The 26,022-nt window shown below is 46.4% G+C and carries 26 protein-coding genes; 7 read left to right on the top strand and 19 right to left on the bottom strand.

Annotated elements, in window-relative coordinates; all coding sequences use genetic code 11:
* Nucleotides 1-36: 36 nt before the first annotated feature.
* The 11 genes from MBO_RS07520 to ndk form a co-directional block, all read right to left on the bottom strand.
* Nucleotides 37-402: an HvfA family oxazolone/thioamide-modified RiPP metallophore gene (locus MBO_RS07520; RefSeq protein WP_052585371.1), complete on the bottom strand. Its 366-nt coding sequence runs from the start codon at nt 400-402 to the stop codon at nt 37-39.
* Between the two features lie 605 nt (nt 403-1,007).
* Nucleotides 1,008-1,496, bottom strand: coding sequence for a DUF302 domain-containing protein (locus MBO_RS07515; protein WP_036366322.1), 489 nt, complete (start codon nt 1,494-1,496; stop codon nt 1,008-1,010).
* A gap of 45 nt (nt 1,497-1,541) precedes the next feature.
* Complete coding sequence (gene der, locus MBO_RS07510; RefSeq protein WP_036366319.1) at nt 1,542-2,957, bottom strand: ribosome biogenesis GTPase Der; 1,416 nt, start codon at nt 2,955-2,957, stop codon at nt 1,542-1,544.
* A gap of 100 nt (nt 2,958-3,057) precedes the next feature.
* Complete coding sequence (gene bamB, locus MBO_RS07505) at nt 3,058-4,233, bottom strand: outer membrane protein assembly factor BamB (protein ID WP_036366318.1); 1,176 nt, start codon at nt 4,231-4,233, stop codon at nt 3,058-3,060.
* A 94-nt stretch (nt 4,234-4,327) separates the two neighbouring features.
* Entirely contained in the window at nt 4,328-5,164 is an 837-nt protein-coding gene (locus MBO_RS07500; RefSeq protein ID WP_052585370.1) for a YfgM family protein, read from the bottom strand.
* A gap of 63 nt (nt 5,165-5,227) precedes the next feature.
* Nucleotides 5,228-6,493, bottom strand: a complete 1,266-nt coding sequence (gene hisS / locus MBO_RS07495) for a histidine--tRNA ligase (protein WP_036366316.1) — start codon at nt 6,491-6,493, stop codon at nt 5,228-5,230.
* 55 nt (nt 6,494-6,548) lie between these two features.
* Nucleotides 6,549-7,538, bottom strand: coding sequence for a hypothetical protein (locus MBO_RS07490; RefSeq protein WP_052585369.1), 990 nt, complete (start codon nt 7,536-7,538; stop codon nt 6,549-6,551).
* Nucleotides 7,538-8,665 (bottom strand): flavodoxin-dependent (E)-4-hydroxy-3-methylbut-2-enyl-diphosphate synthase, encoded by a 1,128-nt coding sequence (ispG, locus tag MBO_RS07485; protein ID WP_036366312.1) that lies wholly within the window; start codon nt 8,663-8,665, stop codon nt 7,538-7,540. Before ispG ends, MBO_RS07490 begins: the two co-directional genes overlap by 1 nt.
* 12 nt (nt 8,666-8,677) lie before the next feature.
* Nucleotides 8,678-9,340: a tetratricopeptide repeat protein gene (locus MBO_RS07480; protein ID WP_052585368.1), complete on the bottom strand. Its 663-nt coding sequence runs from the start codon at nt 9,338-9,340 to the stop codon at nt 8,678-8,680.
* Between the two features lie 87 nt (nt 9,341-9,427).
* A complete protein-coding gene (gene rlmN, locus MBO_RS07475) occupies nt 9,428-10,609 on the bottom strand; it encodes a 23S rRNA (adenine(2503)-C(2))-methyltransferase RlmN (RefSeq protein ID WP_036366308.1) in 1,182 nt (393 codons plus the stop codon).
* Nucleotides 10,610-10,782: 173 nt separating this feature from the next.
* Complete coding sequence (ndk, locus tag MBO_RS07470) at nt 10,783-11,214, bottom strand: nucleoside-diphosphate kinase (protein ID WP_036366306.1); 432 nt, start codon at nt 11,212-11,214, stop codon at nt 10,783-10,785.
* A 262-nt stretch (nt 11,215-11,476) separates the two neighbouring features.
* Here ndk and ychF point away from each other — a divergent pair, with 262 nt between their 5' ends.
* From ychF to MBO_RS07450, 4 genes are all read left to right on the top strand, one after another.
* Complete coding sequence (gene ychF, locus MBO_RS07465; RefSeq protein ID WP_036366421.1) at nt 11,477-12,568, top strand: redox-regulated ATPase YchF; 1,092 nt, start codon at nt 11,477-11,479, stop codon at nt 12,566-12,568.
* 158 nt (nt 12,569-12,726) lie between these two features.
* Complete coding sequence (locus MBO_RS07460) at nt 12,727-13,251, top strand: hypothetical protein (RefSeq protein ID WP_052585367.1); 525 nt, start codon at nt 12,727-12,729, stop codon at nt 13,249-13,251.
* A 193-nt stretch (nt 13,252-13,444) separates the two neighbouring features.
* Nucleotides 13,445-14,164: a TetR family transcriptional regulator gene (locus tag MBO_RS07455; protein ID WP_036366301.1), complete on the top strand. Its 720-nt coding sequence runs from the start codon at nt 13,445-13,447 to the stop codon at nt 14,162-14,164.
* A gap of 84 nt (nt 14,165-14,248) precedes the next feature.
* Nucleotides 14,249-15,097, top strand: coding sequence for an exodeoxyribonuclease III (locus MBO_RS07450; RefSeq protein WP_036366298.1), 849 nt, complete (start codon nt 14,249-14,251; stop codon nt 15,095-15,097).
* Nucleotides 15,098-15,127: 30 nt separating this feature from the next.
* On the opposite strand, the gene thiI is transcribed toward MBO_RS07450, so the two are convergent.
* The 7 genes from thiI to mtgA all read right to left on the bottom strand — a co-directional run bounded on the left by thiI (nt 15,128) and on the right by mtgA (nt 20,077).
* Entirely contained in the window at nt 15,128-15,481 is a 354-nt protein-coding gene (gene thiI / locus MBO_RS10240; protein ID WP_197971998.1) for a thiazole biosynthesis protein, read from the bottom strand.
* On the bottom strand, nt 15,478-16,029 hold the full coding sequence (locus MBO_RS10235) for a tRNA sulfurtransferase (RefSeq protein ID WP_197971997.1): 552 nt from the start codon (nt 16,027-16,029) through the stop codon (nt 15,478-15,480). The genes thiI and MBO_RS10235 overlap by 4 nt, the downstream gene beginning before the upstream one ends.
* Nucleotides 16,020-16,421: a THUMP domain-containing protein gene (locus MBO_RS10230; RefSeq protein WP_197971996.1), complete on the bottom strand. Its 402-nt coding sequence runs from the start codon at nt 16,419-16,421 to the stop codon at nt 16,020-16,022. Before MBO_RS10230 ends, MBO_RS10235 begins: the two co-directional genes overlap by 10 nt.
* Nucleotides 16,402-16,569, bottom strand: a complete 168-nt coding sequence (locus tag MBO_RS10225; RefSeq protein WP_197971995.1) for a hypothetical protein — start codon at nt 16,567-16,569, stop codon at nt 16,402-16,404. The genes MBO_RS10230 and MBO_RS10225 overlap by 20 nt, the downstream gene beginning before the upstream one ends.
* 74 nt (nt 16,570-16,643) lie before the next feature.
* Entirely contained in the window at nt 16,644-17,099 is a 456-nt protein-coding gene (locus MBO_RS07440; RefSeq protein WP_036366293.1) for a YchJ family protein, read from the bottom strand.
* Nucleotides 17,099-19,177: a polyphosphate kinase 1 gene (gene ppk1, locus MBO_RS07435; protein WP_406812850.1), complete on the bottom strand. Its 2,079-nt coding sequence runs from the start codon at nt 19,175-19,177 to the stop codon at nt 17,099-17,101. The genes MBO_RS07440 and ppk1 overlap by 1 nt, the downstream gene beginning before the upstream one ends.
* Nucleotides 19,178-19,402: 225 nt before the next feature.
* Nucleotides 19,403-20,077 carry a monofunctional biosynthetic peptidoglycan transglycosylase gene (mtgA, locus tag MBO_RS07430; protein ID WP_036366290.1) on the bottom strand — a complete coding sequence of 225 codons (675 nt, stop codon included), beginning with the start codon at nt 20,075-20,077 and terminating at the stop codon, nt 19,403-19,405.
* 68 nt (nt 20,078-20,145) lie between these two features.
* Here mtgA and MBO_RS07425 point away from each other — a divergent pair, with 68 nt between their 5' ends.
* From MBO_RS07425 to MBO_RS07415, 3 genes are all read left to right on the top strand, one after another.
* The gene (locus tag MBO_RS07425) at nt 20,146-20,532 is read left to right on the top strand and encodes a thioredoxin domain-containing protein (protein WP_160169676.1); all 387 of its coding nucleotides are present in this window, start codon (nt 20,146-20,148) and stop codon (nt 20,530-20,532) included.
* Between the two features lie 245 nt (nt 20,533-20,777).
* Nucleotides 20,778-22,529 carry an L-lactate permease gene (locus MBO_RS07420; protein WP_036366287.1) on the top strand — a complete coding sequence of 584 codons (1,752 nt, stop codon included), beginning with the start codon at nt 20,778-20,780 and terminating at the stop codon, nt 22,527-22,529.
* A gap of 366 nt (nt 22,530-22,895) precedes the next feature.
* Nucleotides 22,896-24,104 carry an alpha-hydroxy acid oxidase gene (locus MBO_RS07415; protein ID WP_036366284.1) on the top strand — a complete coding sequence of 403 codons (1,209 nt, stop codon included), beginning with the start codon at nt 22,896-22,898 and terminating at the stop codon, nt 24,102-24,104.
* Between the two features lie 72 nt (nt 24,105-24,176).
* Here MBO_RS07415 and MBO_RS07410 read toward each other — a convergent pair whose 3' ends face one another.
* Nucleotides 24,177-26,006, bottom strand: a complete 1,830-nt coding sequence (locus tag MBO_RS07410; RefSeq protein WP_036366281.1) for a SurA N-terminal domain-containing protein — start codon at nt 26,004-26,006, stop codon at nt 24,177-24,179.
* Nucleotides 26,007-26,022: the final 16 nt, after the last annotated feature.

Genomic DNA, 26,022 nt, shown 5'->3' with positions numbered 1-26,022 from the left:
TTCCCAAAACCTTGTCATGCAAGCCTAAACCGCTATTTATTTGTTACCGCCACAACTGGCATTAGCGTTTTTGTCGGTGCTTGCCCCACAACTGGCAGTTGCTGATTTGTCGGCGGCAGCAGTAGCGGTGTTCGCCCCACAACCTGCATTGGCTGATTTATCGGTCATGGTGGCACTGCACCCTGCTTCGCCACATTTACCCTCACCGCATTTGCCTTCGGCAGTTTTGGTAGCGGTGGCGGTAGCGGTGTTAGGCTCGGCAGTAGCAGGCTGATCTTCGGCATTTTGGTAGCCTTGCTCCATGGGCTGTGCTTCTACCTTTTCTTCTTTACAAGCAGTAAGTCCTGTGGCAAGTAGGGTTGCTACGGCAAGACCTGTGATTTTACGATTAAGATTTGACATGATAAACTCCAATTAAACATCATAAACCATTTTATGATACACCTTAGACGGACGTGGGGCAAATATCTTACAAAAAATTTCAAAAATTTTTAAAAATTGTTGTCATGCCCCCTATGTTTTAGGTGCAAACGTATTTTGGCACGCTCTTTTTTATGGCGTGTTTTGGGGTTGTCTCTATCATGAACACCACCTTTCTTCAACAAAGGATTTAGTGCAGTTTGATTGCGCGTTTTAATTACACTTGGACAAATTAGGCAGTTTGCCAATTTCTCGCCAAGCTTGATGAGTTGCTTTTGTGTTTTCATATTTTTATTCTCAAATTCATTCGATTCATGGTTTATATTGTAAATTTACAATAAAAAAGTGCAAACCCGAAAGAAGGTTTGCACCGCATTGAAGTCACGTCTGATCACATCACACAGTCATCACCCAGACAGTCAAAACGGTCGGTCTTGTAAATCTACAAGTATTGCAATACATAGACATTGTTTTACTCCCGTTATTATCTGGATGGATGAAATGCGCCAAAGCGCCCAATTGCCTCTATAATGAGTGCCAAAGATACAAATTCAAGTGAATCGAGACGCTTTTAATCAGCTACTCTATTATTCGCTGACAGTTTTAATGATCAATCTCTCAGCACCCGCCAAAGTGCTCTCTACCTGAGCATAATTAATATTCGTCTGCTCAATCATCGCCTTAGTGTCGTTAAAGCTCACCAAGACTTCATCACCCACCTGTGTCACTAACACCTTTAATGGTAGCTGCAGCGCAAAGGTGGGTTCTTGGATCATCAATGGCGTGCCCGCTTTTGGATTGCCAAACACAATAACGGTCGCAGGCTGCATATCAAGACCCGCTTCCTTGGCGGCTTGTTGATGGTCGATGGTCGAAAATACCGCCATACCTTTGCTTTGGATGGCAGCAGTTAATCTCTCAACCGTCTGTTCAAAGCTGTATTTGCTTTTGATGGTTTGCTGCTTCATGATTTTATTCTCCGCATGAACGACAGGTGTTTTTCGGGGGTTGTCAGGCAGACTAGTACACGCACCCAAAAGCATGGTGGCAACAATTAATGCAGGCAAAGTTTTCATTACAATACACTCTCAAAAATTAATTCTACTAACTAGATGGAAAATCTAGCGCTTCTTATCGCGTTTCTTAAATTCTGCAATGCGTTTACGTTCACGCATGACTTTCGCCTTATTTTTAATTTTAGGGTTTTTCTTACCTTCGTATGGGTTGGCGTTCTGCTTAAATTCGACATGCAAAGGCGTACCCTCTAGTTTAAACACATCGCGGTAGATGTTCTCAAGATAACGCTGATAGCTCTTTGGTAAGGCGGAAGTCTGGTTACCATGGATGACGATCACTGGCGGATTATGCCCGCCCAAGTGCGCATATCTTAACTTGATGCGACGACCACCGACCATTGGTGGCTGGTGATTTTGCACGGCATCTTGTAGAATCTGCGTCAGACGAGACGTGGACACCTTGAACATCGATGCATCATACGCCTTATGAATTGACGGATAAAGCTCGCCCACGCCATTGCCATACAGTGCTGAGATTAGATGAATCTTCACCCACGGCACGAAGTTAAAGCGACGATCAATCTCAAGCTTCACATAGTCTTTTTGGTCTTGGGACAAGCCATCCCATTTATTAATGGCAATCACTATCGCGCGACCTGCATCGAGTGCATAGCCTAACATGTGCAGATCCTGATCGACGATACCCTCTTTGGCATCAACCACAACGACAACGACATTCGCATCCTTAATGGCCTGCAAGGTCTTAACAACAGAGAACTTCTCAACCTTCTCATCAATACGACCGCGACGACGCACACCCGCCGTATCGATCAGCGTATATTTGCGGCCTTCGCGCTCAAAAGGAATGTAAATACTGTCTCTGGTCGTGCCCGGCATATCAAAGACGACCACACGCTCCTCGCCCAGTAGGCGATTGACCAGTGTTGATTTACCAACATTCGGGCGTCCGATAATAGCAAGCTTTAGGCTATCATCATCATTATCATCAGCCTCATCCTCTGGCATGTCAGCCGTTAAGACTTCTAGAAGGTTAGTAACACCCTTACCGTGACTGGCAGCGGTCGGAAATGGCTCACCAAAACCCAATTCAAAAAACTCTGCCGACGAGGCTTCATGTACGCCATCCATCTTGTTCGCCACAAGATATACCGGCTTGCCCAGAGTATGCAAGAATCTGGCGATCTCGCTATCCGCACCGATCAAGCCAGAACGCGCATCAACCACAAAGACGACGATATCTGCCTCATGAATGGCGGTATAAGACTGAGTCGCCATGTAGTCGTCGATGTTGCCCGTACCATCATCCGCTTCACCGATACCGCCTGTATCCACGACGATGAATGACTTATTCCCAAAATTCGCATCGCCATATTGACGATCGCGCGTCAGACCAGCCATGTCCGCAACCAGTGCTTGACGAGACTTGGTCAGCTGATTAAATAGGGTTGATTTTCCGACATTTGGGCGGCCAATCAAGGCAACCACAGGTTTAATACTCATAATCTCTCAAAATTATTTAAAAAATAAATTTACAATCAAATAAAAACACCAAATCCTTTGCCATCATTTGACAGCAAAGGAAAAAGGTCAATTAAAAAACCTAAAACTGCCAAACGCTCACTACGCCCGACGCACTCTGAGCATATAGGCGATTACCATTGACTTGCAGGCTGGTTAATTGACCCTTAGTCTCAGCGCGACTTACGATGTTGCCATTGACATCGAACAGATGAATCACTCCATCATAGTCACCAACCGCGACATGATTGCCCACAGTAACAGGATTGGTAAGCTTACGGTGTTTTAGGTTTTCATTTAGCCATAATGTCTCGCCTGTCAAGCGGTTAAAGGCCTTAACATCACCATTAACCCCTGTGGCTACAAGCACCTCACCAAGAACAGTCGGTGATTTCGTGCTTGAAATCTCGCCTACGAACATCGGGCGACCTGTTGACATGTCAAAAGCCGCCAATTGACCACTAAAGCTTGTCACATATAAGTGCTGACCTACCACCAATGGCGTACCATCCACATCACTCATGCGCTCAACCGCACTGCCACCAGTCGCCATACCCACACGGCGCGTCCATAATGGCGTACCCGAAGCAGGGTTAATCGCATGGATACGACCATCCGCTGTACCAAATAGCGCTGTCTGCTCATCCAAATGTAGCGGCTTAGCGGCGCCGCGTACACTCACATCGACATTCTGCGTGCTAAACTGCCACATGGCTGTACCTGTCTGCAGGTCTAGACCATAAAGCGTTCCATTATTGCCTGACAGTAGGACACGATTGTTAGTAATGAGTGCTGGGGTTGGGCTAGATGTTGGTAGTGCCTTCTCCCACACGATCGCACCCGTCTGAGCATTGATGGCAACCACTTTACCTGAGCGCGTACCAACGATGGCAACGCTGCCTGATTGATTAGATGCTACACCGCTGGTGATGGCTTCTTTAAGATCTACCGACCAGACGGTTTGCTTACCATTTAATAAGGCAACGATGCCGCCACGACTAGCAGCAATCAGACCCTCGCCTGTTTGGGCAACTTGTAGATCAACCACGTCTTTTTTGCTGGCGCGGCTGCCTTTCATCATGCTACGACCTTGATCTAGAGATGCACTAAACACAGGTGATAGCACCGCAACAGGTGCGCTGATTTTGATTAATTTGGCAGGTTTTTTGCTTTCTGCCTTAATGCCTTTACCACAACCAACCAAAGCCACCGCACTTAATGCGCAGACCAGAGCAGTTTTTACAAAACGAGTGTGCATATTTTATCCTTATACTGTATAGCCGCCAACTGTGCGCTGCAGCAATTTTTGAGGTGATTATTCGCTCATCATTATAAAGCTGATTTAATAACGACTAATTACCCATTTGTGTGTTTTGTGTTTCTAAGTTTTGAGCAGGTGCTTCAGCTTCATCACCACCCTCTTGGGTAGCTTCAGCACTCTTAGGCTGACTGACTTGCACAGGCGCTGCGACCACAGGCGTTCTTGGGGTGATCGGTGTTACTTCAGCGCCCAACGACTGCAATTTCAGGCTTAATACAGCGCGCTGTTCTTGGCGTTTGCGTAGCGCCTCCCATGCTGCCACATAAGCTTTCTTGGCATTCTCGGTATCATTTTTGGCGATGTGAATATCACCCAACAACTCTTGACGTGACGCCTCAAACGCTGCCGGCAACTCTTTATTTGCCAATTCAAGCGCTTTATCAGCTTCATTGTTGTCAAGCAGCACACGACCTAGGCGCAAATCTGTCATCGCTGCCAAGCCTTGATCATCAAGTTTTAGCGATTGTGCCTGCTCAAGCGTTGTGACAGCCTCAGTCAGCTTGCCTGCATCCGTTTGATGGCGCGCCTTTAACATCAGGCCTTGCCATGCATATGCAGTATTTGGATGCTCAGCGACCAACTTATCAATGTCAGCGAATAATGCCGCTTCGTCCTTAGCAGTGCTCTCCTGCGCTGCAGCGTCCAGATCGGGATTTTGCTTGGCAAGCTTAATCACCTCATTACGCTCATCGATGTTAGTATACATATCCGCAGCGACAGTATCAACTTTGGCGTAGTTCTTTTGATAATACTCCCACCCAAAATAACCTGCAAGCACAGCAACGATCACCCATATGATGGTACTGCCGTGTTTTTTGAGTGCGCTCATAGCCTGGTTGTCTGTCATGTTTGACGAATCTTTTGTCATGCCATTATCCTATCAGTTGGCAAATTTGCCATAAATATTAATCAATAATCGACCAGCAATCAATTAATTTAAAAACCAGTTTCTATCTTGGGTGCTCTGCTCGCCAGTCGTCATGTCTTTGACGCTAATCACACCGCGATCAATTTCATCTTGACCGAGCACGACGGTGTATTTAGCGCCTGACTTGTCTGCTTTTTTGAATTGAGATTTTAGACTTGAGCCATTTGCCATTTTTACACGAAGATCGCTTCGTTCATTGCGAAGACTTTCAGCGAATAGCAAGGCCTCTTTATACACCTCGGGCTGCGCTACCACAAACACATCGCAGTCAGCTTCTAGCATAAAAGGATTAACCGCCTCAATCAATAGTAGCAAACGCTCAAGACCCATACCAAAGCCCACCGCAGGCTCAGACTGCTCAGGCTTGCCTTTTAGCACACCGACCAATCCATCATAGCGACCACCACCACATACGGTTGCCTGAGAGCCCAATTTATCCGTCACCCATTCAAAAACCGTCTTATTGTAGTAATCAAGCCCGCGCACCAATTTATCATTGAGTTCAAAACCAATGCCAAGCGCGGTCAGATATGCCTTCACCTGCTCAAAGTGCGCTCGGGTATCATCGCCCAAGAAATCATCAAGCTTTGGCGCATTTTGTAAGATGGATTGGGTTTTTTCATCTTTAGAATCCAAGATGCGCAGCGGATTGGTGGTGAGTCGGCGCTGACTGTCTTCATCAAGTTCATCTTTGCGCACCGTTAGGTAATCAACCAGCGCCGTCTTATACGCCAAGCGTTCGCTTTCCTCGCCTAAGGTATTCAATTGCAATTTAACGTGCTCTGACACGCCAAGCTTTTGCCAAAAACGATGGGTCATGGCGATCAATTCCACCTCCCCATCAGGCAGATCATTGCCAAACACCTCGGCGCCAAGCTGATGGAATTGACGATAGCGGCCTTTTTGTGGGCGTTCATAACGGAACATCGGTCCAATGTACCAAAGCTTTGGCGCATCGCCACGAAGCATATTATGCTCAATCACCGCACGCACACAGCCTGCCGTGCCTTCGGGGCGCAGCGTAAATGACGCACTTTCACCTTCAGATTTGCCGCCATGAATCACGCTGAACATCTCTTTTTCGACGATGTCAGTTGCCTCACCCACACCACGGGCAAACAATTGAGTCTCCTCAACCAAAGGTAGGCGAATCTGGCTAAATCCATAACCATCAAGCACATCACCCAAGATGGCTTCTAGCTTGCGCCATTTTTGTGCATCGCTCGGTAGCACATCATTAAATCCGCGAATGGCGGTAATTTTACTCATGTTTTTTCCTTATTAATATCACCGGTTTATGTATTAAAATCAATCAAAGCTCAAATCATTCGGTCAAAAATACCTGCTGCAAGGTCGATGCTAATTCGCCATGTGACAAAATCTTATCAAATTCATTCAAAAATCTGTTGGAGTTCGATAAATCAAAATCCGTTACTGTTTTTAGAAATTGGGCAAAGTTCGGGCTTTTTCTTGCCAGCTCATCAATCACCGAATAATCCATTTTTTCTTTGAATTTGGCAGGTGATAAAATCTTAGATTGACCGATATTATTCAAATTCATCTCAATAATACCAATCCCAAAGCTTTGGCTTAATTTTTGTAAAGCTTCGATGAATTGACCATCTTGCTTGATGTCAAGCGCCACCAAATAACCTTCATTTGCCCAACTTGAATTACTCACCGCCTGAAAGAAGCTTTCTTTATAATTTGAAAAGTTCAGTTCTTTTTTAATTTCAAAAGAAAAAATTTTAACGGGCAAAATATCAAATTTTTTGATAAAACTTAATACGTTATTCTTTTGATAATTGGCGTATTCAAAATTAACTGCCACCATATCAGGATACAGCCATTTATCTTCGCCTCTTACGCCTTTTGAGCTTTCTTCATGAAAGATGGTTTTGGAATATGCTTTAAAATAGTCGTTTTCTTTCAAAAAATAACTCAATAAAGCATGCAGCTCCCTTTCATGATAAGCGGCTTTTTTTCTTGTTGCTTTAGGTGGTCTTGACATCACAGAATTAACTTCTTGAAATGTGGCATTGCTATTTTTTAAGATGTATTGCTTTGGTTTGGTATTTGGCACAGCCTCAAAAATATCACCAGATGTGCAAATTCCAGCGCTAAATGTCGCCTCGGGTATTTTACCCTTAAATGATTGCGTCTGAACATCGAAAGTCTTTAGTTGGTGATGCAAATCATTTCGCAATACAAATTGCCATAAATCTGATGCAGTCATGGTTTTATTAACCGTTTGCATGGCTAACTTTGCCAATTCAACAAAGCTCAATCTATCGGTTTGCAAAGAATGATTCATCACCCAACCCGAATAATCTCTTTTTGCTTGGCAATGGCTCTTGCCTCAGCAAGCTCTTTGGCTTTGGCGCGCACCATTTGCTCAATTTCATCTGCAAGCGTCTTGGTATCGATCAGATGGCTTTTTTGACCACCCAGATACACGAGCGAATTTGGGCTTGCACCCACGACACCGATGTCCACTTCTTTTGCCTCGCCAGGTCCATTAACTTTGCAGCCAATGACCGACAGATCAATAGGCTCACGGATGTCTTCCAAGCGAGATTCCAATTCATTCATGACTTTAATGACGTCAAATTCTTGGCGGCTGCAGCTAGGGCAAGCGATGAAGTTCACGCCATTTGAACGGATGTTAAGGGATTTCAAAATATCAAAGCCGATTTTGATCTCTTCTTCTGGTTGGCTTGCCAATGAGATACGCATGGTGTCGCCGATACCCTCTAGCAATAACCCACCCAAGGCAATGGCAGATTTGACAGTACCCGTGCGATACACGCCTGCCTCAGTCACACCAAGATGCAGAGGGTTATCCACCTGCGCCGAGATAAGTCGATAAGCATCCAAAGTCAAAAATACGTTCGACGCCTTAACTGAGATTTTAAATTGATCAAAGTTATTGCGGTCTAGAATATCAATGTGGCGCAGCGCCGACTCAAGCATTGCCTCGCCTGTCGGTTCGCCGTATTTTTTTTGTAGATCCTTTTCAAGAGAACCGGCATTGACACCGATGCGCATGCTCACGCCATGATGGCGCGCTGCCGCGATGACTTCACGTACTTTTTGTTCGTTGCCGATATTGCCTGGGTTGATGCGCAAGCAATCAGCACCTGCATCCGCCACCGCCAGAGCAATTTTGTAGTCAAAATGAATATCTGCCACCAGTGGCACGCTAACACGTTTTTTGATCTCGGCGAATGCTGCCACCGACTCCATCGTCGGGGTTGAGACTCGCATAAAATCAGCACCCGCATCGACGCAGCGCTGAATCTGCGCAACCGTCGCCTCAACATCACAGGTGTTGGTATTGGTCATGCTCTGCACACTGATTGGCGCATCGCCGCCCACCGCCACAGAACCAACGTGAATCTTCTTGGTGGGACGGCGCTTGATAGGACTGTGATGTGACATGGAAACTCTCTTTTAATTTTTGGGTAAATCTGACATGTGTAATTGAGTGCCTTTATCTGATAATGCTGACGATCGACCGAAGGCAGCCACGGCTCTTTGATATATATTTCGGGCATCATTCATATTTGACTGCGCCACATGTAGATCGATCAGCTGCACATAACTTCGCTCAGTAGCACTGCCCGAATCAATGACACGTTGATAAGCACTAATCGCATCATCATGCCGACCGATGCGCTGATAAGCTGTGGCCAGATTCTCTAGTGACTGCACACGGCCTTCATAGCCTAGGTTGGCCGATGCAATCTTAAAATGATGAATCGCCTGATCATAATGTCCAACCTGCATCAGATACACCGCATAGTTGTTATGCGCACGCATCAGATTGTTATCAAGCTTAAGCGCTTGATAAAAATAACCATCCGCACGCGCAAGGTTCGCCTCACTGCCTTCACTCTGAAGCAGTACACCCATCATGTCATAGGCTGGCGCAAAGCCTACATCAGCTGTCAGCGCCATGTCAAGTTGGCGCTTGGCATCATCTAGCCTACCTGCCGCGATGTATTGCCCTGCCATGGCGGTACGAATCTTAGCAAGTTCGGTCTTATTCTGATGAATGTTACGATCAACGCCCTGACATGCGGTCATCACAAGAGCGATGCTAACAATCGCCATAGTACGGCAAACTTTCAACCTAAAAACCATCAGACATCCCATTCTATCAAGTCTCAAAAATTTTGCCAACTTATTCAAATATAACGATTAAGCATGGTCTTGGCGCTTTTGGATGCTTTCTTTCCATTTTTTGGCGCGTCGGGTGCGATCAGCAACTTGCCCAACCAACTGCCCACACGCCGCATCGATGTCATCGCCGCGAGTCTGACGAATCGTACACACAAAACCTGCATTATTAAGAATATTGCTAAACGCATGGATTCGGTTATTGCTTGAGCGGTCATAAGGTGCATGTGGGAACGGGTTGAATGGAATTAGGTTCACCTTACTTGGCAAATCTTTTAATAGTGCCACAAGCTGACGCGCGTGCTCATCGCTGTCATTCACGCCGGCGAGCATCACATATTCAATGGTGACGTGTTTTTTTTGGCGTGGATTTTCTTCATAGACGTATGCTTTGGCGGCGGCGATGAGATCTGCCAGTGGGTATTTTTTGTTAATTGGTACCAGCTCATCTCGAAGCTCATCATTTGGTGCATGCAGACTGATGGCAAGTGCCACATCAATGTCCTTGGCCAGATCATACATCTTTGGCACCACGCCTGATGTTGATAAAGTCACGCGGCGTTTTGATAATCCAAACGCGTGATCATCAAGCATCAAAGACATGCTGGCGACCACAGGGTCATAGTTCAACAAAGGCTCGCCCATGCCCATCATGACGACATTGGTCACGCGATTCTCTCGCTCGGTCGGAGCGATATCTTCCATATATGACTGATTCGCCACCCATAACTGCCCGATGATTTCGCTGGCGTCCAAGTCACGCTCAAAGCCCTGCTTACCCGTACTACAAAACGAACAATCCAGCGCACAGCCAACCTGAGATGAGATACACAAGGTCTTACGCCCAAACTGCTTGCCATCTTCAGCAGGGATAAGCACCGTCTCAACAAGCGAACCACCCGACACCTCAAAGACCCATTTACGCGTCCCATCTTCGCTAAACTGCTTAAATTTCACCTTCGGCGGTAGTACACAGGCGACTTCATCAAGCTTTTGTTGAAGTTTTTTTGAGATGTTTGTCATCTCAAAAAAGTCCGTTACGCCAAACTGATAAATCCACTTCATCACCTGCGTCGCTCGAAACGGCTTCTCGCCAAGCGACACAAAAAACTCACCCAAATCTACCTTGGACATACCAAGCAAATTAACCTTATTGGATGAATCAGTGGATTCTGGCGTGTGGGTTACGGGGATTTTTGTCATGACAATCGGACTGCTACAATAAACATAAAAACATCATATTATACTAAAAATTTCGTTCAAAGTCATGATTTTTTGGTATTGGCGCGCTTGTTTGATTTTGCGCAAAATAAAAAACAGCCCACTAAAAAAGCAAGCTGTTTACGATTAATCAGATGATAATATCTGGCAATCAATTAACGAGTGCGTGGGAAGATTTCGTCTGCACCGAAGAAGTAAGCGATTTCGCGCTCAGCTGAAGTGGTAGAGTCAGAACCGTGAGCTGCATTCTCGTCGATGCTTACTGCAAAGTCAGCACGGATGGTGCCAGCAGCAGCTTCAGCTGGGTTGGTTGCGCCTAGGATATCGCGGTGTGCTAGTACAGCGTTCTCGCCTTCTAGTACAGATACAACCACAGGACCTGAAGTCATGAATGCTACTAGGTCAGCGAAGAAGCCACGCTCTTTGTGCTCTGCGTAGAAACCTTCTGCTTCTGCTTGAGTTAGGTGCTTGTATTTGATAGCAACTGGCTTAAGGCCTGCTTTTTCGAAGCGAGCGATGATGTCGCCGATGTGGTTTTTGCCAACTGCGTCCGGCTTGATGATAGATAGAGTACGTTCGATAGCCATGATATTTCCTTAACAATATAAAGGGCTTAAAAGGATAAAAAATTCTACAAGATCGTGCAGAATTACCCACATTATACCAATCTTTTGGGGGATTTGTCATGTGGTTTTTATGTCAAAAATATCAAAAAATATCACCTAAGCCACGCCATCACATTTCGTTTTTTTGCCAAAAATCTCACAGATTAATGATAATTTTTGGTATAATGGTTTGTTTATGATTTTTAATGCTTTAAGCAACTTTAATTTAACAGCGAGACAACTCATGGGCTTTAACTGTGGTATCGTAGGCTTGCCAAACGTTGGCAAATCCACCCTATTTAATGCACTCACCAAGGCAGGCATTGCCGCCGAAAACTTCCCCTTTTGTACCAAAGACCCAAACACGGGTATCGTGCCTGTGCCAGACCCACGCTTAAAGGCATTGGCAGAAATCGTCAAGCCTGAACGTGTGCTACCGACCAGCATGGAATTTGTGGACATCGCAGGGCTTGTGGCAGGGGCGAGCAAGGGCGAAGGCATGGGCAACCAATTCCTTGCCAATATCCGTGAGACGGACGCGATTGCCCATGTGGTACGCTGTTTTGATGATGACAACGTCATTCATGTGGACGGACGAGTAAACCCCCTATCCGACATTGAGACCATCAATACCGAGCTTGCCCTTGCCGACCTTGAAGCGGTAGGACGTGCGATAACTAACGCCACCAAAAAAGCAAAAGGCGGAGACAAAGACGCTCAGGCGATTTTGGCGGTATTTCAAAAAATTGAGCCATTTTTGGCGGACGGCAAACCTGCACGCATGGCAAATCTTGACAATGATGAGAAAAAACTCATCAAATCCTACGGGCTTATCACTCTAAAACCCGTCATGTACATCGCCAACGTGGCAGAAGACGGTTTTGAAAATAACCCCCACCTAGATGCGGTGCGTGAATTTGCCCAAAGCGAAAACGCCATTGTCGTGGCATTGTGCAACCAAATTGAAGCCGAAATCGCCCAGCTTGACGAAGAAGAAAAGGCGGAGTTTTTAGAAGGCATGGGCATGAGTGAAGCAGGGCTTGACCGTGTGATTCGTGCAGGGTATGATCTACTAAACCTACAAACCTACTTCACCGCAGGGGTCAAAGAAGTGCGCGCGTGGACGGTGCCTGTGGGTGCGACCGCTCCTGAGGCGGCAGGTGTTATTCACACCGACTTTGAGCGTGGCTTTATCCGTGCCGAAGTGATCGCTTATGATGATTTCATCGAACATGGCGGAGAAAAAGGCGCAGCAGCAGCAGGTAAGTCTCGCCTAGAAGGCAAAACCTATATCGTCCAAGACGGCGATGTGATGCATTTTAGATTTAATGTGTGATTGCGCATTAACCTCAAAGAGCCGATAGTTATCGGCTTTTTTGTTATCAAGTTACAAGGCTTGAGTCATGATTGTAAATTTTGTTATAATATATCTTGATCATTGCATCTAATATTTAAATATTTCACCATATTGACACATCAAATTAAGGTTTTATCATGAAAAAAATCATCCTAACTTCACTGGTTGCTACTTTGGCTTTAACCGCTTGCGATAAAAAACAAGCCGAAGCACCTGCCGAGACCACAACCATTGAGGCGGCCGCCCCCGCTACCGAAGCAGCAAATATTTCTGAAAATACGGCCGATACACAGCATAATCACGATCATGCGCACGATCACGATCACAGCCATGAACATGATGATCATGCAGAGCACGACCATAATCATGATCACGCACACGATCATGGCGATCATGCACATCATCATGATGGTGACAAATTTCAATGCGGCGACAAGAGTATAAATATTGCTGTACACAATCACGAAGGCGAAATCGAGGCACATCTTACTGCCGATGATATCACTTACGATCTAAACCAAAACCTAAATGACAAAAAACGCTTCACCACTAATGAAGGCATTGAAGGCGATGGCAAGCCAATGACTCTGATCTTAGATGGCAACAAAGCCCAAGTACTGGGTGCGAACAACGCCACCCTTCTAGATTGCACCAAGTCTTAATCATCAAGGTGATAAAGCCAAGCGGTTCACGCTTGGCTTTTTTTTAATATAAAAAATCATATTAACAAAAATGCAACATTTTATGAATTTGATTGAAAATTTCTAGATTTTTATTCATAATACACAGTTATTCACTCAATTTTATGCGCTTTAATGGGCGCGTTTAAGCACACTGACTTCATCGGATTGATTCATGACAGAAACAAAAACCACCACTCGAGAACAAAAAAAACGCCAAACACGTCAAGCTTTCTTTAATGCTGTTCTAGATTTATGCATGACCGGGCAAGGATACAGCTCCATCAGTCTGCGCCAAGTCACTCGCGAGGTTGGGGTTGTGCCGACGGCCTTTTATCGTCATTTTGATGACATGGAATGCCTTGGCAAAGCGTTGGTTGAAGATGAATTGGGTGATGCACTATCCATCTTACGCGAGCACATGCAGCTGGGCAAAAAACGCAGTTTTGAACGTCAAATCGCCAAGAGCGTACAAATATTTTTCAAGGCCGTAGATGCGCAGCCTAGATATTGGCAATTCATCGCATCGGAGCGCTTTGGTGGCTCCGAGGCGGTACGTAACGCGATCAGTCTACAGATTCACTACTTCGCCAAGATCATGGGCGAGGACTTGGCGCTACAGCCTGCCTTTGAACACATTGGCAGCGAAGACCGCTACCTATTGGCTGAGATTGGTGTTAATCTGTCATTCTCTTGGATCATCGACTGGCTAGAGCTGACTTATACACCAAACCTTGATGATGAAGATGCTGAAGACATCACCGACAAACAAGACCCTATTGATGTTGAGCACCACAAACAAGAAATGCTCCGTCGCTGCACACGTCAGATGCAGATTCTCATGTACGGTGCTTACAACTGGAAATCAAGCGAAGAGACTGTGATTGAGGATTGATAACACAATCCGCATCAGCCCTACCCTTATCTTTTGGCGGCATTTATGCTAGAATGTCGCCTTTTTTAAATTGCAATTTATCTCATGCCTTATCTACACCGACCAAAATCACATCACACCCTAAACGCCAATGAACGCCTACTGCGCGTCATCTCCATTAATGTCAACGGACTGCGCGCCGCCGAGAAAAAGGGCTTGCTTGATTGGCTGAATGAATCTGAAGCGGATGTCGTCTGCATGCAAGAGACGCGCATCAACCATGATCAATGGACGGATAAATTTAAGCCAGAAGGTTGGCACACCCATCTATTTCCCGCTGAACGTGCAGGCTATGCAGGCACAGCGATTTATAGTCGTTTGCCGATCGTATCGTTGAGCCGTGGTCTTGGTTTTGAGCTTGCTGACAGTCAGGGTCGATTCATCACCGCAGAGTTTGACTTAGGTCTTGATAAGCCTGTATTTATCTCATCTCTATACCTACCATCTGGCTCATCAGGCGATGAAGCCCAAGCACGCAAAGACATCTTCCTAGATGAATACAAACAAATCCTAAAACACTGGCGCGATGAAGATAAATCCGTCATCATCTGCGGCGACTACAACATCGTGCATAAGCGCGTCGATATCAAAAACTGGTCAGGCAACCAAAAAGCATCTGGCTGCCTACCTCATGAACGCGCATGGTTAGATCATATTTATGATGAATTGGGTTATGTTGATACGTTTCGCGTTGTACGCAAGGAATCTGAGGTGTATTCTTGGTGGTCAAATCGCGGACAAGCGCGCGCCAAGAACGTGGGCTGGCGCATTGATTATCAAGCCTGCTCGCCCGACTGGAAAGAGCGTACCGTAGGCGCATGGGTTTATAAGGATAATTGGTTTTCAGATCATGCGCCCGTCGTTATTGATTATCTCATTAAGACAAACGTATAAAGACACAAAAAGAGCATCACGCCCTTTTTGTTATTTTAGCTTTAAAACCTTAATATTATCAAAACCTTTACTCTTTAATGCCATTGCCTGCAAACCGCACATCACACCGCGCTGACAATACAACAAGTGGGTTTTTGATTGATCAAACTCACTAAAGTTCGTACCCAAGCGACAAAAAGGCATCTCGATCACATCCGCTTCCATATCCAGTGGTGAATCCTCGATCTCGTCAGGCGTGCGAATGTCGATGACAACCTCATCTGCTGATACAGTATCAACCGACTGGACGGTTTGATTATCATGTTCTTCGTTTGCTATGTCTCGAATATCCATGCATATGGCGGTATCAATGGCGCATTGTAGAATGTCGAAATCAAAATTCACTTCAGTGTCGACAATCTTATGCTCGATGGCCTTAACCGTTGGTTTTTTGAGATAACACCACAGAACTCAGACATGGATTTGGCAATATCGGCCGTACCAATGCTGGCCATGTCGACAATGTTTTTCTTATCATGAGTGATGAGCGGTCTTAATATGAGTGTATCGCTTGCCTTATCGATGACGCGTAAGTTGGTCAGCGTCTGACTGGCAACCTGCCCCAATGCCTCACCCGTGACAATCGCTTCAATGCGATAGTCCTTAGCAATGCTACTGCCAGCACGCACCATCATACACTTTAGCACGACGCCCATTTGACCATCATCGATCTTCTGTAGAATCTTAGCTACCACAGGTTCAAAATCCACGGTGATAAATCTCACACGGTTCGAACTGCCGTGTTTTTGCCACAGATGGTATGCCATTTGCTTGGTGCCAATTTCATGCGCACGCCCACCCAGATTAAAGAACACATAATGCACTCGGCTGCCGCGGCTTGTGAACATGTGGCTTGCCACGCCAGAATCAAAACCACCCAAGATCAAAGACAACACATCTTCTTGGGTGCTGATCGGGAATCCCCCCCAATCCCTTCATGACGCGCCTGCACGAACATCAAGCAATCATGCTCGATCTCAATCTTGATGAAGACCTCAGGGTCTTTTAGCCAAACTTTGGCGCTAGGAATATGCTGATTTAGCCCACCGCCCACATAACGGATGACATCCATCGAATCAAAATCATGCTTGCCGCGACGCTTAACACGCACACAAAACCTCTTGCCCTCAATCTCGTCTTTGACTCTCACCAAAGTCTGCTCAAAAATATCATGCATGTCCGTAAAAGGCGAATCATCAATCTCCAGCACACGATGAATCCTTGGAATATAAGTCAATGCCGCACGAAGTTGGGCGCGCTTTGATTCATCTTGAACGCACCTCAAGAAAATTCCAATGACGGATGACCTTAACCGTCTTATCGTGCTGCATGAGTACGTTTTGGATAGTGCCCCACAGCACCTTAATAAAGCGTTTCTTGATGGATTCGCTTTTCACGATGATCTCGGGGAAGACTTTGACAACGAATTTCATAATTTTAATGGATAGATAAAAAAAGGTGCTTATAGACACCTTTTTTTGATACAAACATGGACAAATCAAACAAATCATAAGAACTTACCGCAACACGCTTTAAATTTATCGCCGCTACCGCATAAGCACGGCTGCTTGTTAGTGAACGCATTTGCCACAGTAGGATCTAAAAAGTACCAAACAGCATCAACCTTGACAAAGCTTGAATGCTCGTCATGACAAGATTCGCCCCGCCCGTTATCATAATAAGCTCTAAAATGCACTTGGGCGTGGCGTTTGCCGATCTTGGCGACATGGCTAATCACATCAAGACGCGTCCAATTCATCTCATCCACCCATGATTGTAGCGCATTCTTATCCAATAAACCCTGCTGACTTGGCACGGTCGTCTCGACAATATAGTCGATATTTTTAAGATAAAAAGCACTAAACCGTGAACGCATGAGTGCCTCAGCCGTAGCAGCAGGCACACCTTCATGCAACAGCTGACAGCAGTGTTGGTAGGATGGGCTTCCACAAGGGCATTGCATCAGCAAATCTTCTCCAGTAGGATGCTCTGGGCATCGTGAATGTCAAGGCTATGATGCACCTGATTCCACTCGCCACGCCCATCAAGCTCCCAAGCCTGAACGTTATCTTGAAGGTAGTTAATCAAGCCGTCTTCATAGATTCGCTTGAATAGTTTTTTGTCCAAGATAGGAAATGCAGTCTCAACGCGGTGCAATAAGTTACGATCCATCAAATCAGCACTTGAGCAGTACAGCTTCTCATCGCCATCATTATAAAAATAATACACGCGCGTATGTTCTAGGAATCGACCGACGATGGAGCGCACACGGATGTTCTCTGATAGGTTCTTTACTTGTGGGCGCAGACAGCAGATAGAACGAACAATCAAATTAATCTGCACACCTGCCTGACTTGCCTCGTACAGCTTGTCAATGATTCGACGCTCGGTGACCGCATTACATTTCATGATGATTCGCGCTTTTTTGCCGTTTTTGGCGTGATGAATCTCATCATCAATCATCTGCATCAACCCATCATGCAAAGTAAAAGGCGCGTGCAGAATCTGATGCGATGGCATCGGACGACCCATGCCTGTTAGCTGCACGAATACGCCGTGCACATCTTCACAGATCTGCTTATCTGCGGTGAATAGACCATAGTCAGTATATGCCTTAGCGTTACCCGCGTGATAGTTACCCGTGCCTAAGTGTGCATAACGGCGAATTTTGCCTTTTTCGCGGCGGACGATGAGCATAAGCTTAGCATGAGTCTTATAACCCACCACGCCATACACCACAACCGCCCCAGCCTCTTGAAGCATGTTCGCCACCGCGATGTTGCTCGCTTCATCAAAACGCGCACGCAGCTCAATCACTGCCGTGACCTCTTTGCCATTACGAGCGGCGGCGGCTAGCGCTTGTACGATTTCAGAATTCGTACCAGATCGATAGATGGTCTGCTTGATGGCTAACACATCGGGATCATTCGCCGCTTGCCACAGTAGATTCACCACCGGTGTAAAGGCGTGGAAAGGATGATGCACAAGCACGTCTTCTTTTTTGATGACATCAAACATCGACGTGCCTTCTTTGGCGACTCGCACACTCTCCATGCCGCGAAATGCCTTAGGGATAGCATGGGTAAATGGCGCAAATTTAAGCTCTGGCTTATCAAAGCTCGTCAGCATGCGCGTCAGATTCACAGGACCATTCACGCGATACAGCTGACTCTCGTCGAGCTCAAATTCTTGCAGTAGGAACTCGTAAGTTTCTTTTGGGCAGTTTGTTGTGACCTCTAGGCGAACTTTATGACCAAAGCGGCGATTATCCAGCTCACCCTCAAGTGCCTTAGCCAGATCCTCAACATCATCGGACAGCGCAAGGTCGGCATTACGCGTTAATCTAAACTGATGGCAACCTGTGACCTTCATTCCCAAGAACAGCTCGCCCACATGCTCATGAATCACCGCAGACAGCATGATATGATGATCCTTGCCACATGTCAGCTCATCGGGCAGGCGAATTACACGCGGCAATGAACGCGGCGCAGGCACTATGGCACGATTAATGTCACGCCCAAAGGCATCCTTACCCTCTAGGCTTACGATGAAGTTTAATGACTTGTTCACAAGGCGTGGAAATGGATGCGCAGGATCAATGCTAATCGGTGTCAATACAGGCAGCACCTGATTAAAAAAATACCCCCTCATCCATGCCTTTTGGGCATCTGTAAGCTCATGACGCTTGAGATAACGAATGTCAGATTTGGCAAGCTCAGGTAAAATCTCTTCGTTCAAGATGCGATACTGCTCTTCGACCGCACGATGCGCCACCTGACTGATCTCTGCAAGTAGCTCTGATGGCTTACGACCGTCTAAACTGCTGGACTTGTCGCCATTTTTCATCTTTTGGAGCAATCCTGCCACACGAATCTCAAAAAACTCATCCATGTTAGACGAAAAAATCGTCAAAAAGAACATCCGTTCAAGCAAAGGGTTGCGCGGGTTCACCGCCTGAGCAAGCACACGCAACTGAAATCTTAACGTTGATAGATCACGGTTGATGTAACACTCTGGCGTAAAGCCGCCCACCTCATTCATGATATGCTGAATCTCATGCAGATCTGCTGGTGGTGGTGCCGTGCCTAGCACGCTTTGCATGGCGACTTGCTCAATGCTTGGTAAATTGTTCGCTTCGGACAGCACGCTTGACACTTTTGAAGTGGCGCGCTTGGCTGCAGGTCTTGAATTGGTGGCTCTTTGGGTCACGGCATTCTCCTTGTATTTTGTTGATTATATTGGCTTATTGCTGACTTTTTTACCATTCTAGCTTGGCAATACTGCGCTGTTCATGCGACGCAGTATGATTCGTTGTTTGTTTCTAAGTCGTTTGGCGTTTTTATTTTTTTGATAGTATTTTGGGTTTGGCAGCATGCTGATGAGCAGCGCGGCTTGTTCGCGATTAAGATTTTTGGCGGATTTGCCATAATAGTGGCGTGCCGCTGACTCAATGCCATAAATCCCATCGCCAAACTCCACCACGTTCAAGTACACCTCTAAGATGCGCTTCTTATCCCAAATCCCTTCCATCATCAGGACGATGATCGCCTCTTCGCCCTTTCGAATGTATGAGCGATGCGAAGTCAAAAATAAATTCTTGGCAAGCTGCTGACTGATGGTTGAGCCACCTCTTGCGATCGCGCCCTCAGCTTCATTTTCCTTAATGGCGCTCTCAATGCTATCAAAGTCAAACCCGTGATGTTGAGTAAATTTGGCATCCTCGCTCACGATCGCGGCCTGCTTGACACTTTTGGTGATATTGTCATAATCCACCCACATCTGAGTGACCGTACCGCCGCCGAATCTGTGCGCCATCATGAACGCCGACTCGGTCACTGGTGTAAATTTGCCCACGCCCAAAAGTGCCGCTACCATCAAGTTAAACCCCAAAAAGACAGCAACAACACACAGAACAATCCAACGAAAAAATTTTTTAAGCACTATACCAGCCTTATTTTACGTTATAATGACAATCATCCTATTTTACACTATTTTAGATGTTTATCGATATGAATAATCCAATATTTATCAATCAGTTAACTGATTTATCAAAAAACCGTTTCGCGCTAGACACACTCAGCAATGAACAATTTTTTGAATTTTATCAGACATTATTATCCAATTTTAACATTAATTTGGGCAATGACTGGTATCTGATCGGCACAGACGGTTGTCACCTTTGTGATGAGGTGTATGCCCTGCTCAGTCAAGTCGGACGCATCAGACCGCTGCCTTTTGTCCATCGTGCAGATGTGATGAATGCAGATGAGCTGGTGATTGAGACTTTGGGAGTTGTGATTCCGATATTGGTGACGCCAACACGACTGCTGTGTTACCCTTTTAGTGTGATGGACATCATGACATTGACCGACCCAAAAAGCACGATGCCTGTTTAGACGGTCATAATCAAAGCGGTCATTTGATAAACGGACAAAAATTAATTGAGAGCTATTCCTTTTTGGCAAAAAAATCAGTACAATAACGATGAATTTGAGCAACTGTTTTGCAGTTGCTCTACTTTTGATATGGATTTAAACACAACACAAATCGACTCAATGAATCAAACCCAAGCTTTTATGGGCTGATTTTATGAGTCGAACTGACTAATCGGCGTGCCTTTATGGTCGCATGGAGCACTGTTATGCTTACCTTTTTGGCGATATTGCCAATTCTCATTGTTTTTATATTACTCGTTGTGATGCGTCTGCCTGCCAAGACGGCGATGGCGATCGCTTATCTTGCCACAGCTTTATTGTCTTACTTTTTTTGGCATACCAGTGGCAACCAAATCGCCGCCGCCACCATTCATGGCGTGCTGACTGCTGCCAATGTACTGCTCATCGTGTTTTCTGCCATTTTGCTGCTAAACACCATCAAAACCTCTGGTGCCATTGTCGCCATTCGTCAAGGCTTCATGGGTATCTCTGCTGACCGCCGTGTACAGATGATTATCGTGGCGTGGCTTTTTGGCTCACTCATCGAAGGCTCGACAGGCTGGGGTACGCCATCGGCGGTGGGTGCTCCGCTGCTCTTGGCGTTGGGTTTTCCTGCGATGGCGTGCGTCATGGCGATTCTCATCATTCAGTCCACGCCAGTTTCTTATGGAGCGGTGGGCACACCCATTTTAATTGGTGTGAATTCTGGTCTTGAAAATAAGGATGATGTGAGTACTGCCATCGCTGAACAAGGCATTGCCTTTGGTGATTACATCGTACAAATCGGTGCCAATGTCGGCTTCATTCATGCTGTTGTTGGATTCTTGATTCCGCTGATTTTGTGCGGATTTTTGACACGATTTTTTGGCGAAAAGCGCTCGTTCGTTGAGGGTTTAAAAGCAGCACCTTTCGCCATTTTTGCAGGGCTTGCTTTTACCATTCCTTACTATCTGACCGCCAAATTCATCGGACCTGAACTGCCTTCCTTGGTCGGCTCCATCGTAGGCATGGCAATCGTCATCCCTGCGGCAAAATACGGCTTTTTGACCCCAAAGGACACATTCGACTTTGCCAGCCGTGACCACTGGGAAGAAGACTGGAAAGGCACGATGGCAGCAACCGACATTGACATCAACGAAAAATCTAAACACCCTGTATGGCTTGCATTCATGCCTTATCTGCTGGTCATTGGCATCTTGATTGCCACACGCACCATCAAACCCCTAAAAGCATGGCTAAATGAAAATGCCGTCATCACTTTTAGCAATATCCTAGATACCACCATCACCAACAAAACACAGCTTTTATATTCACCAGCGGCGGTGCTGCTCTTGGTGTCGATTGTGTGCATATTTTTGTTTGGCATGAAGGGCAATGAGGTCAAAAAAAGCTGGGCAGCGTCTGGCAAAACGATGCTTGCCGCTGCACCTGCCCTGCTGTTCTCCATTCCGATGGTGCAGGTGTTCATCAACTCAGGCACGCCTGCCGATGTCGCCGAGCCGATAATCGCCATGCCAAGAGTACTGGCGGCAGGTGCTGCTGATGTATTTGCAAATATGTGGCCACTCGTGTCGCCTTGGATTGGGGCTTTGGGGGCGTTCATTGCCGGCTCCAACACTGTCTCAAACATGATGTTTGCTCACTTTCAATGGAGCACTGCCACTCAGATTGACTTGAACGCCATCGAAGCTGCCAAAGTCGTCGCTCTACAAGCGGTGGGTGGTGCATCTGGCAACATGATCAGCGTGCATAATGTCGTCGCTGCTTGTGCGGTGGTGGGCATGGTCAACCGTGAAGGTCTCGTCATTCGTAAGACCTTGGTTGCCATGATTTATTATGCCGCCCAAGCTGGTCTTGTCGGCATGGCAATCGTTGTCAACCCTTTATGGTGGGTTGGGGCGATCATCTGGCCTCTCGTATTCTTTGGCGTGATGGTAAAAACATCTGCTCGTGCTTGATAACCTTGACGGACAAAACAGCCTGCTGGCTTGTTTTGTCCTGTTTTGTTCGTCAATCTGGCGGTCTTTCAAGGTATTGATTGGTTTGGGTCAGATTGATGTGCCTAAAAGTTTTGTAATTTTTAAGACGATTAGGCAGACATTTGTTACAATAAACCACCATGACCAACCAAAGTCGGTCAGTCAAGTGCATGACAGCCAACCAGCCATGCCCATGATTTAAAAATACTGGGATTGGCACTTTTATTGTTCATGTCCTAGGCCATTCCTGTGCTTGGGGCGTGCTCACATTCGCCCAGTTCGTCATCGACAGCTCGTTACCAAAAGAACTGGCATCGATTCATTCAACCAAAATAAGGTCATCTTATGGCAGATTTAAGTAAAATTACCGAAATTGAAGATCTCAGACGCGTCGCTGAACGCAAAGTACCAAGAATGTTTTATGACTATGTGGACAGTGGCTCTTGGACACAGACCACCTATCGCAACAACGAGACCGACTTTGATCGCATCAAGCTGCGTCAGCGTGTGCTCGTGGACATGGAAGGTCGCACGCTGGCGACCAAGATGATTGGGCAAGAGGTGCATATGCCAGTGGCAATCGCCCCAACGGGCTTTACAGGCATGATGTGGGCAGACGGTGAGATTCACGCCGCCCGTGCTGCCGAGAAATTCGGCATACCTTTCTCGCTCTCAACGATGAGTATTTGCTCCATTGAAGATGTCGCAGAGAACACCACCAAGCCGTTTTGGTTTCAGTTGTATGTCATGCGTGATAAGAAATTCATGGAAAACCTGATTCGCCGTGCCAAAGAAGCCAAATGCTCTGCTCTTATCCTAACGGCTGACTTACAGGTACTAGGACAACGCCACAAAGACATCAAGAACGGTCTGTCTGCACCCCCTAAGCCTACCCTAAAAAACATCATCAATCTGATGACTAAGCCCGAATGGTGCTTTAATATGCTTGGCACCAAACGTCACACTTTTCGCAACATTGTCGGTCATGCCGAAGGGGTGGGTGACTTGTCTAGCTTATCGTCTTGGACGGCAGAGCAGTTTGACCCAAGCCTTAATTGGGACGATGTCGCTCGCATCAAAGAGCTGTGGGGCGGCCCGCTCATCATCAAAGGCATCATGGAGCCTGAGGACGCTATTTTGGCTGCCAAATCAGGGGCGGACGCCATGGTCATCTCCAACCACGGCGGTCGTCAGTTAGACGGAGCTCCAAGCTCTATCGCCAGTCTTGCCGACTGCGTACAAGCGGTACAAGCAGAAAACTCAAAATGCGAAATCTGGCTAGACAGCGGTATCCGCTCAGGTCAAGACGTGCTAAAAGCCATCGCACTAGGAGCAAAAGGCACGATGATAGGTCGTTCATTCCTATATGGTCTGGGGGCGTATGGCGAAGATGGCGTTCGCCGTGCCTTAGAGATTATCTACAAAGAGTGTGACATCACGATGGCGTTCTGCGGTCATACCAACATTAGCACCGTCAATGAAGACATCTTTGTCAAAGGCACTTACGAGAATCTCAAAGCCAGCAACCCACACGTTACGCCAATTCGTTGGTAAATAAGCAAACAAACCTTGTAAACAATAAAAAAACCACGTTAATCATCACGTGGTTTTTTTATTGTTCGGCAGTTAGCGACCTAATGCATCACGATTCACTGTCAGCTCTGTGGTGTCTTTTAGATACTGTAGATAATCGGACAGCTGGTCTTGACCAATATTATCACGAATCATCATCGCAGCCTGAGCACGCTCGACAGGTGAGATCTGGGCTGTGGCTTGTTCAGACACAGGACCGCCCACGATCACGCTTGCCCCTGCATCAGTCTCAACTGCCCAAATGTCATTAACGCCTGACTTATGCAGGAATAAACTTGAACGCTCTTGACTGCTTAATTGCGGATTTTGACGTGTGGTGATGCCAAAATTAGCATTTGGCGTCATCAGTGACTGTCCACCATTGACCTTGGCATCGTCAGCGATCTGAGTTGCTGTCTGCAATGCTAGCTTGGTCGCTTTTTGTTTGGTGATGCGCGCCTTGATCTCTTCTGTCGCTTCAGCCAACGTTAAGCTTTTGGCTTCTTGATAGTTGGTTGGCTGCACCCATACCGTTTTATCTCCAAGTATTATGTTCGGGCTGACTGATTGATCTTGGATGGCAAAATCATCAAACGCCGCCGCCACAACCGCAGGCTGAGACAGCTCTGTGATGTTGTTCTCTTTTTGGTACGACTTGATCGACTTGGCAGGAAGATTCACTTCAGCAGCAATGTCTGCAATCCCCATGCCATCAACCGCCATCGTATTGATCTTAGCGATAAGATCGTTATAAGCCGCTTGGCGCTTCTCATCGATCGCAGATTGAATCAGTTCGTCACGTACATCACTGGCACTAAGATCGCCCGCCTTGGTCACCTTAAAGATCTGATAACCAAAGCTGGTCTTCACAGGCTGACTTACTTCGCCTGCTTTTAGGTTGGCAAGCTCCGCATTCACCACGCCAGCATCATTACCAAATACCGAAGGGTTGTACTTACCGATATTACCACCTTCAGCACCACTTGGATCTTCAGAATATTGCTTGGCCAATGCCTCGAATGATTCACCATTATCTAGTTTGGCTTTCACCTCGTTGGCTTTATCGACGTCTGCCACCAGAATTTGAGCCAATTCACGGCCATCACTAAGACCGTTCTTCTGCAAGTATCTGCTAAACTGCGCATTGATCTCATCTTCGGTTGGTGCTTCCACCTTGACATCCAACGGCGTCAATTCAATATATGCCAAATCCACCGTCTGCGGTCGAATCAGTGCATCTTTATTGGCATTATAGTATTCATCGATCTCTGCTTGTGATACGCTAACTGCGCCAGCATAGTCCTGCCATTTTAGGCGATGAACCCATACTTCACGGGCTTCAAGCTGTAGATCAAGCAGTCGGCTGACTTGCGCTGCTGGATAGATCGCCGTACCTAAGATACTGGCCGTCAGCTGACGCACGCTAAGCTCGGTGCGAAATCTGGCGAACAGCTCATCCTTTGTTAGATTGTTGTGCTGTAAGAAACTGGCAAACACCTCGTTAGAGAACTCTCCATTTTGATGAAAAGCTTCATCTTGAGCGATCAGACGAGTGATCTCATCATCTGAGACCGTCATGCCAAGCACATGGGCTTGATTTTGAAGTAGCGCGCGATTAATTAGACTCTCTAGTACCTCATCTGCCATCGCACCTTCATTAATCAGGCTGGCATCATTATTCCGAAGGAGCTGGGTACGATAACGATTCAGCTCTGATTGATACACACTCAAGTCAATGGTGCTATCTCCAGCCTTAATCAGATCATTGCCACTCATCGAGCCGCCACCAATTCCCTGCACGCCTAAGAAAGCCATCGGCACCATGATCAAACCTAAGGTAATGCGACCAGGCCAACTCTGTAAAAAATCGCGCAACTTATCCATAAAACTTCACTTCTTT

The organism is Moraxella bovoculi 237, assembly GCF_000696305.2.
Lineage (GTDB): Bacteria > Pseudomonadota > Gammaproteobacteria > Pseudomonadales > Moraxellaceae > Moraxella > Moraxella bovoculi.
The sequence above is the reverse complement of the archived record's forward strand: the minus strand, read 5'-3'. Positions and strand labels throughout refer to the sequence as shown.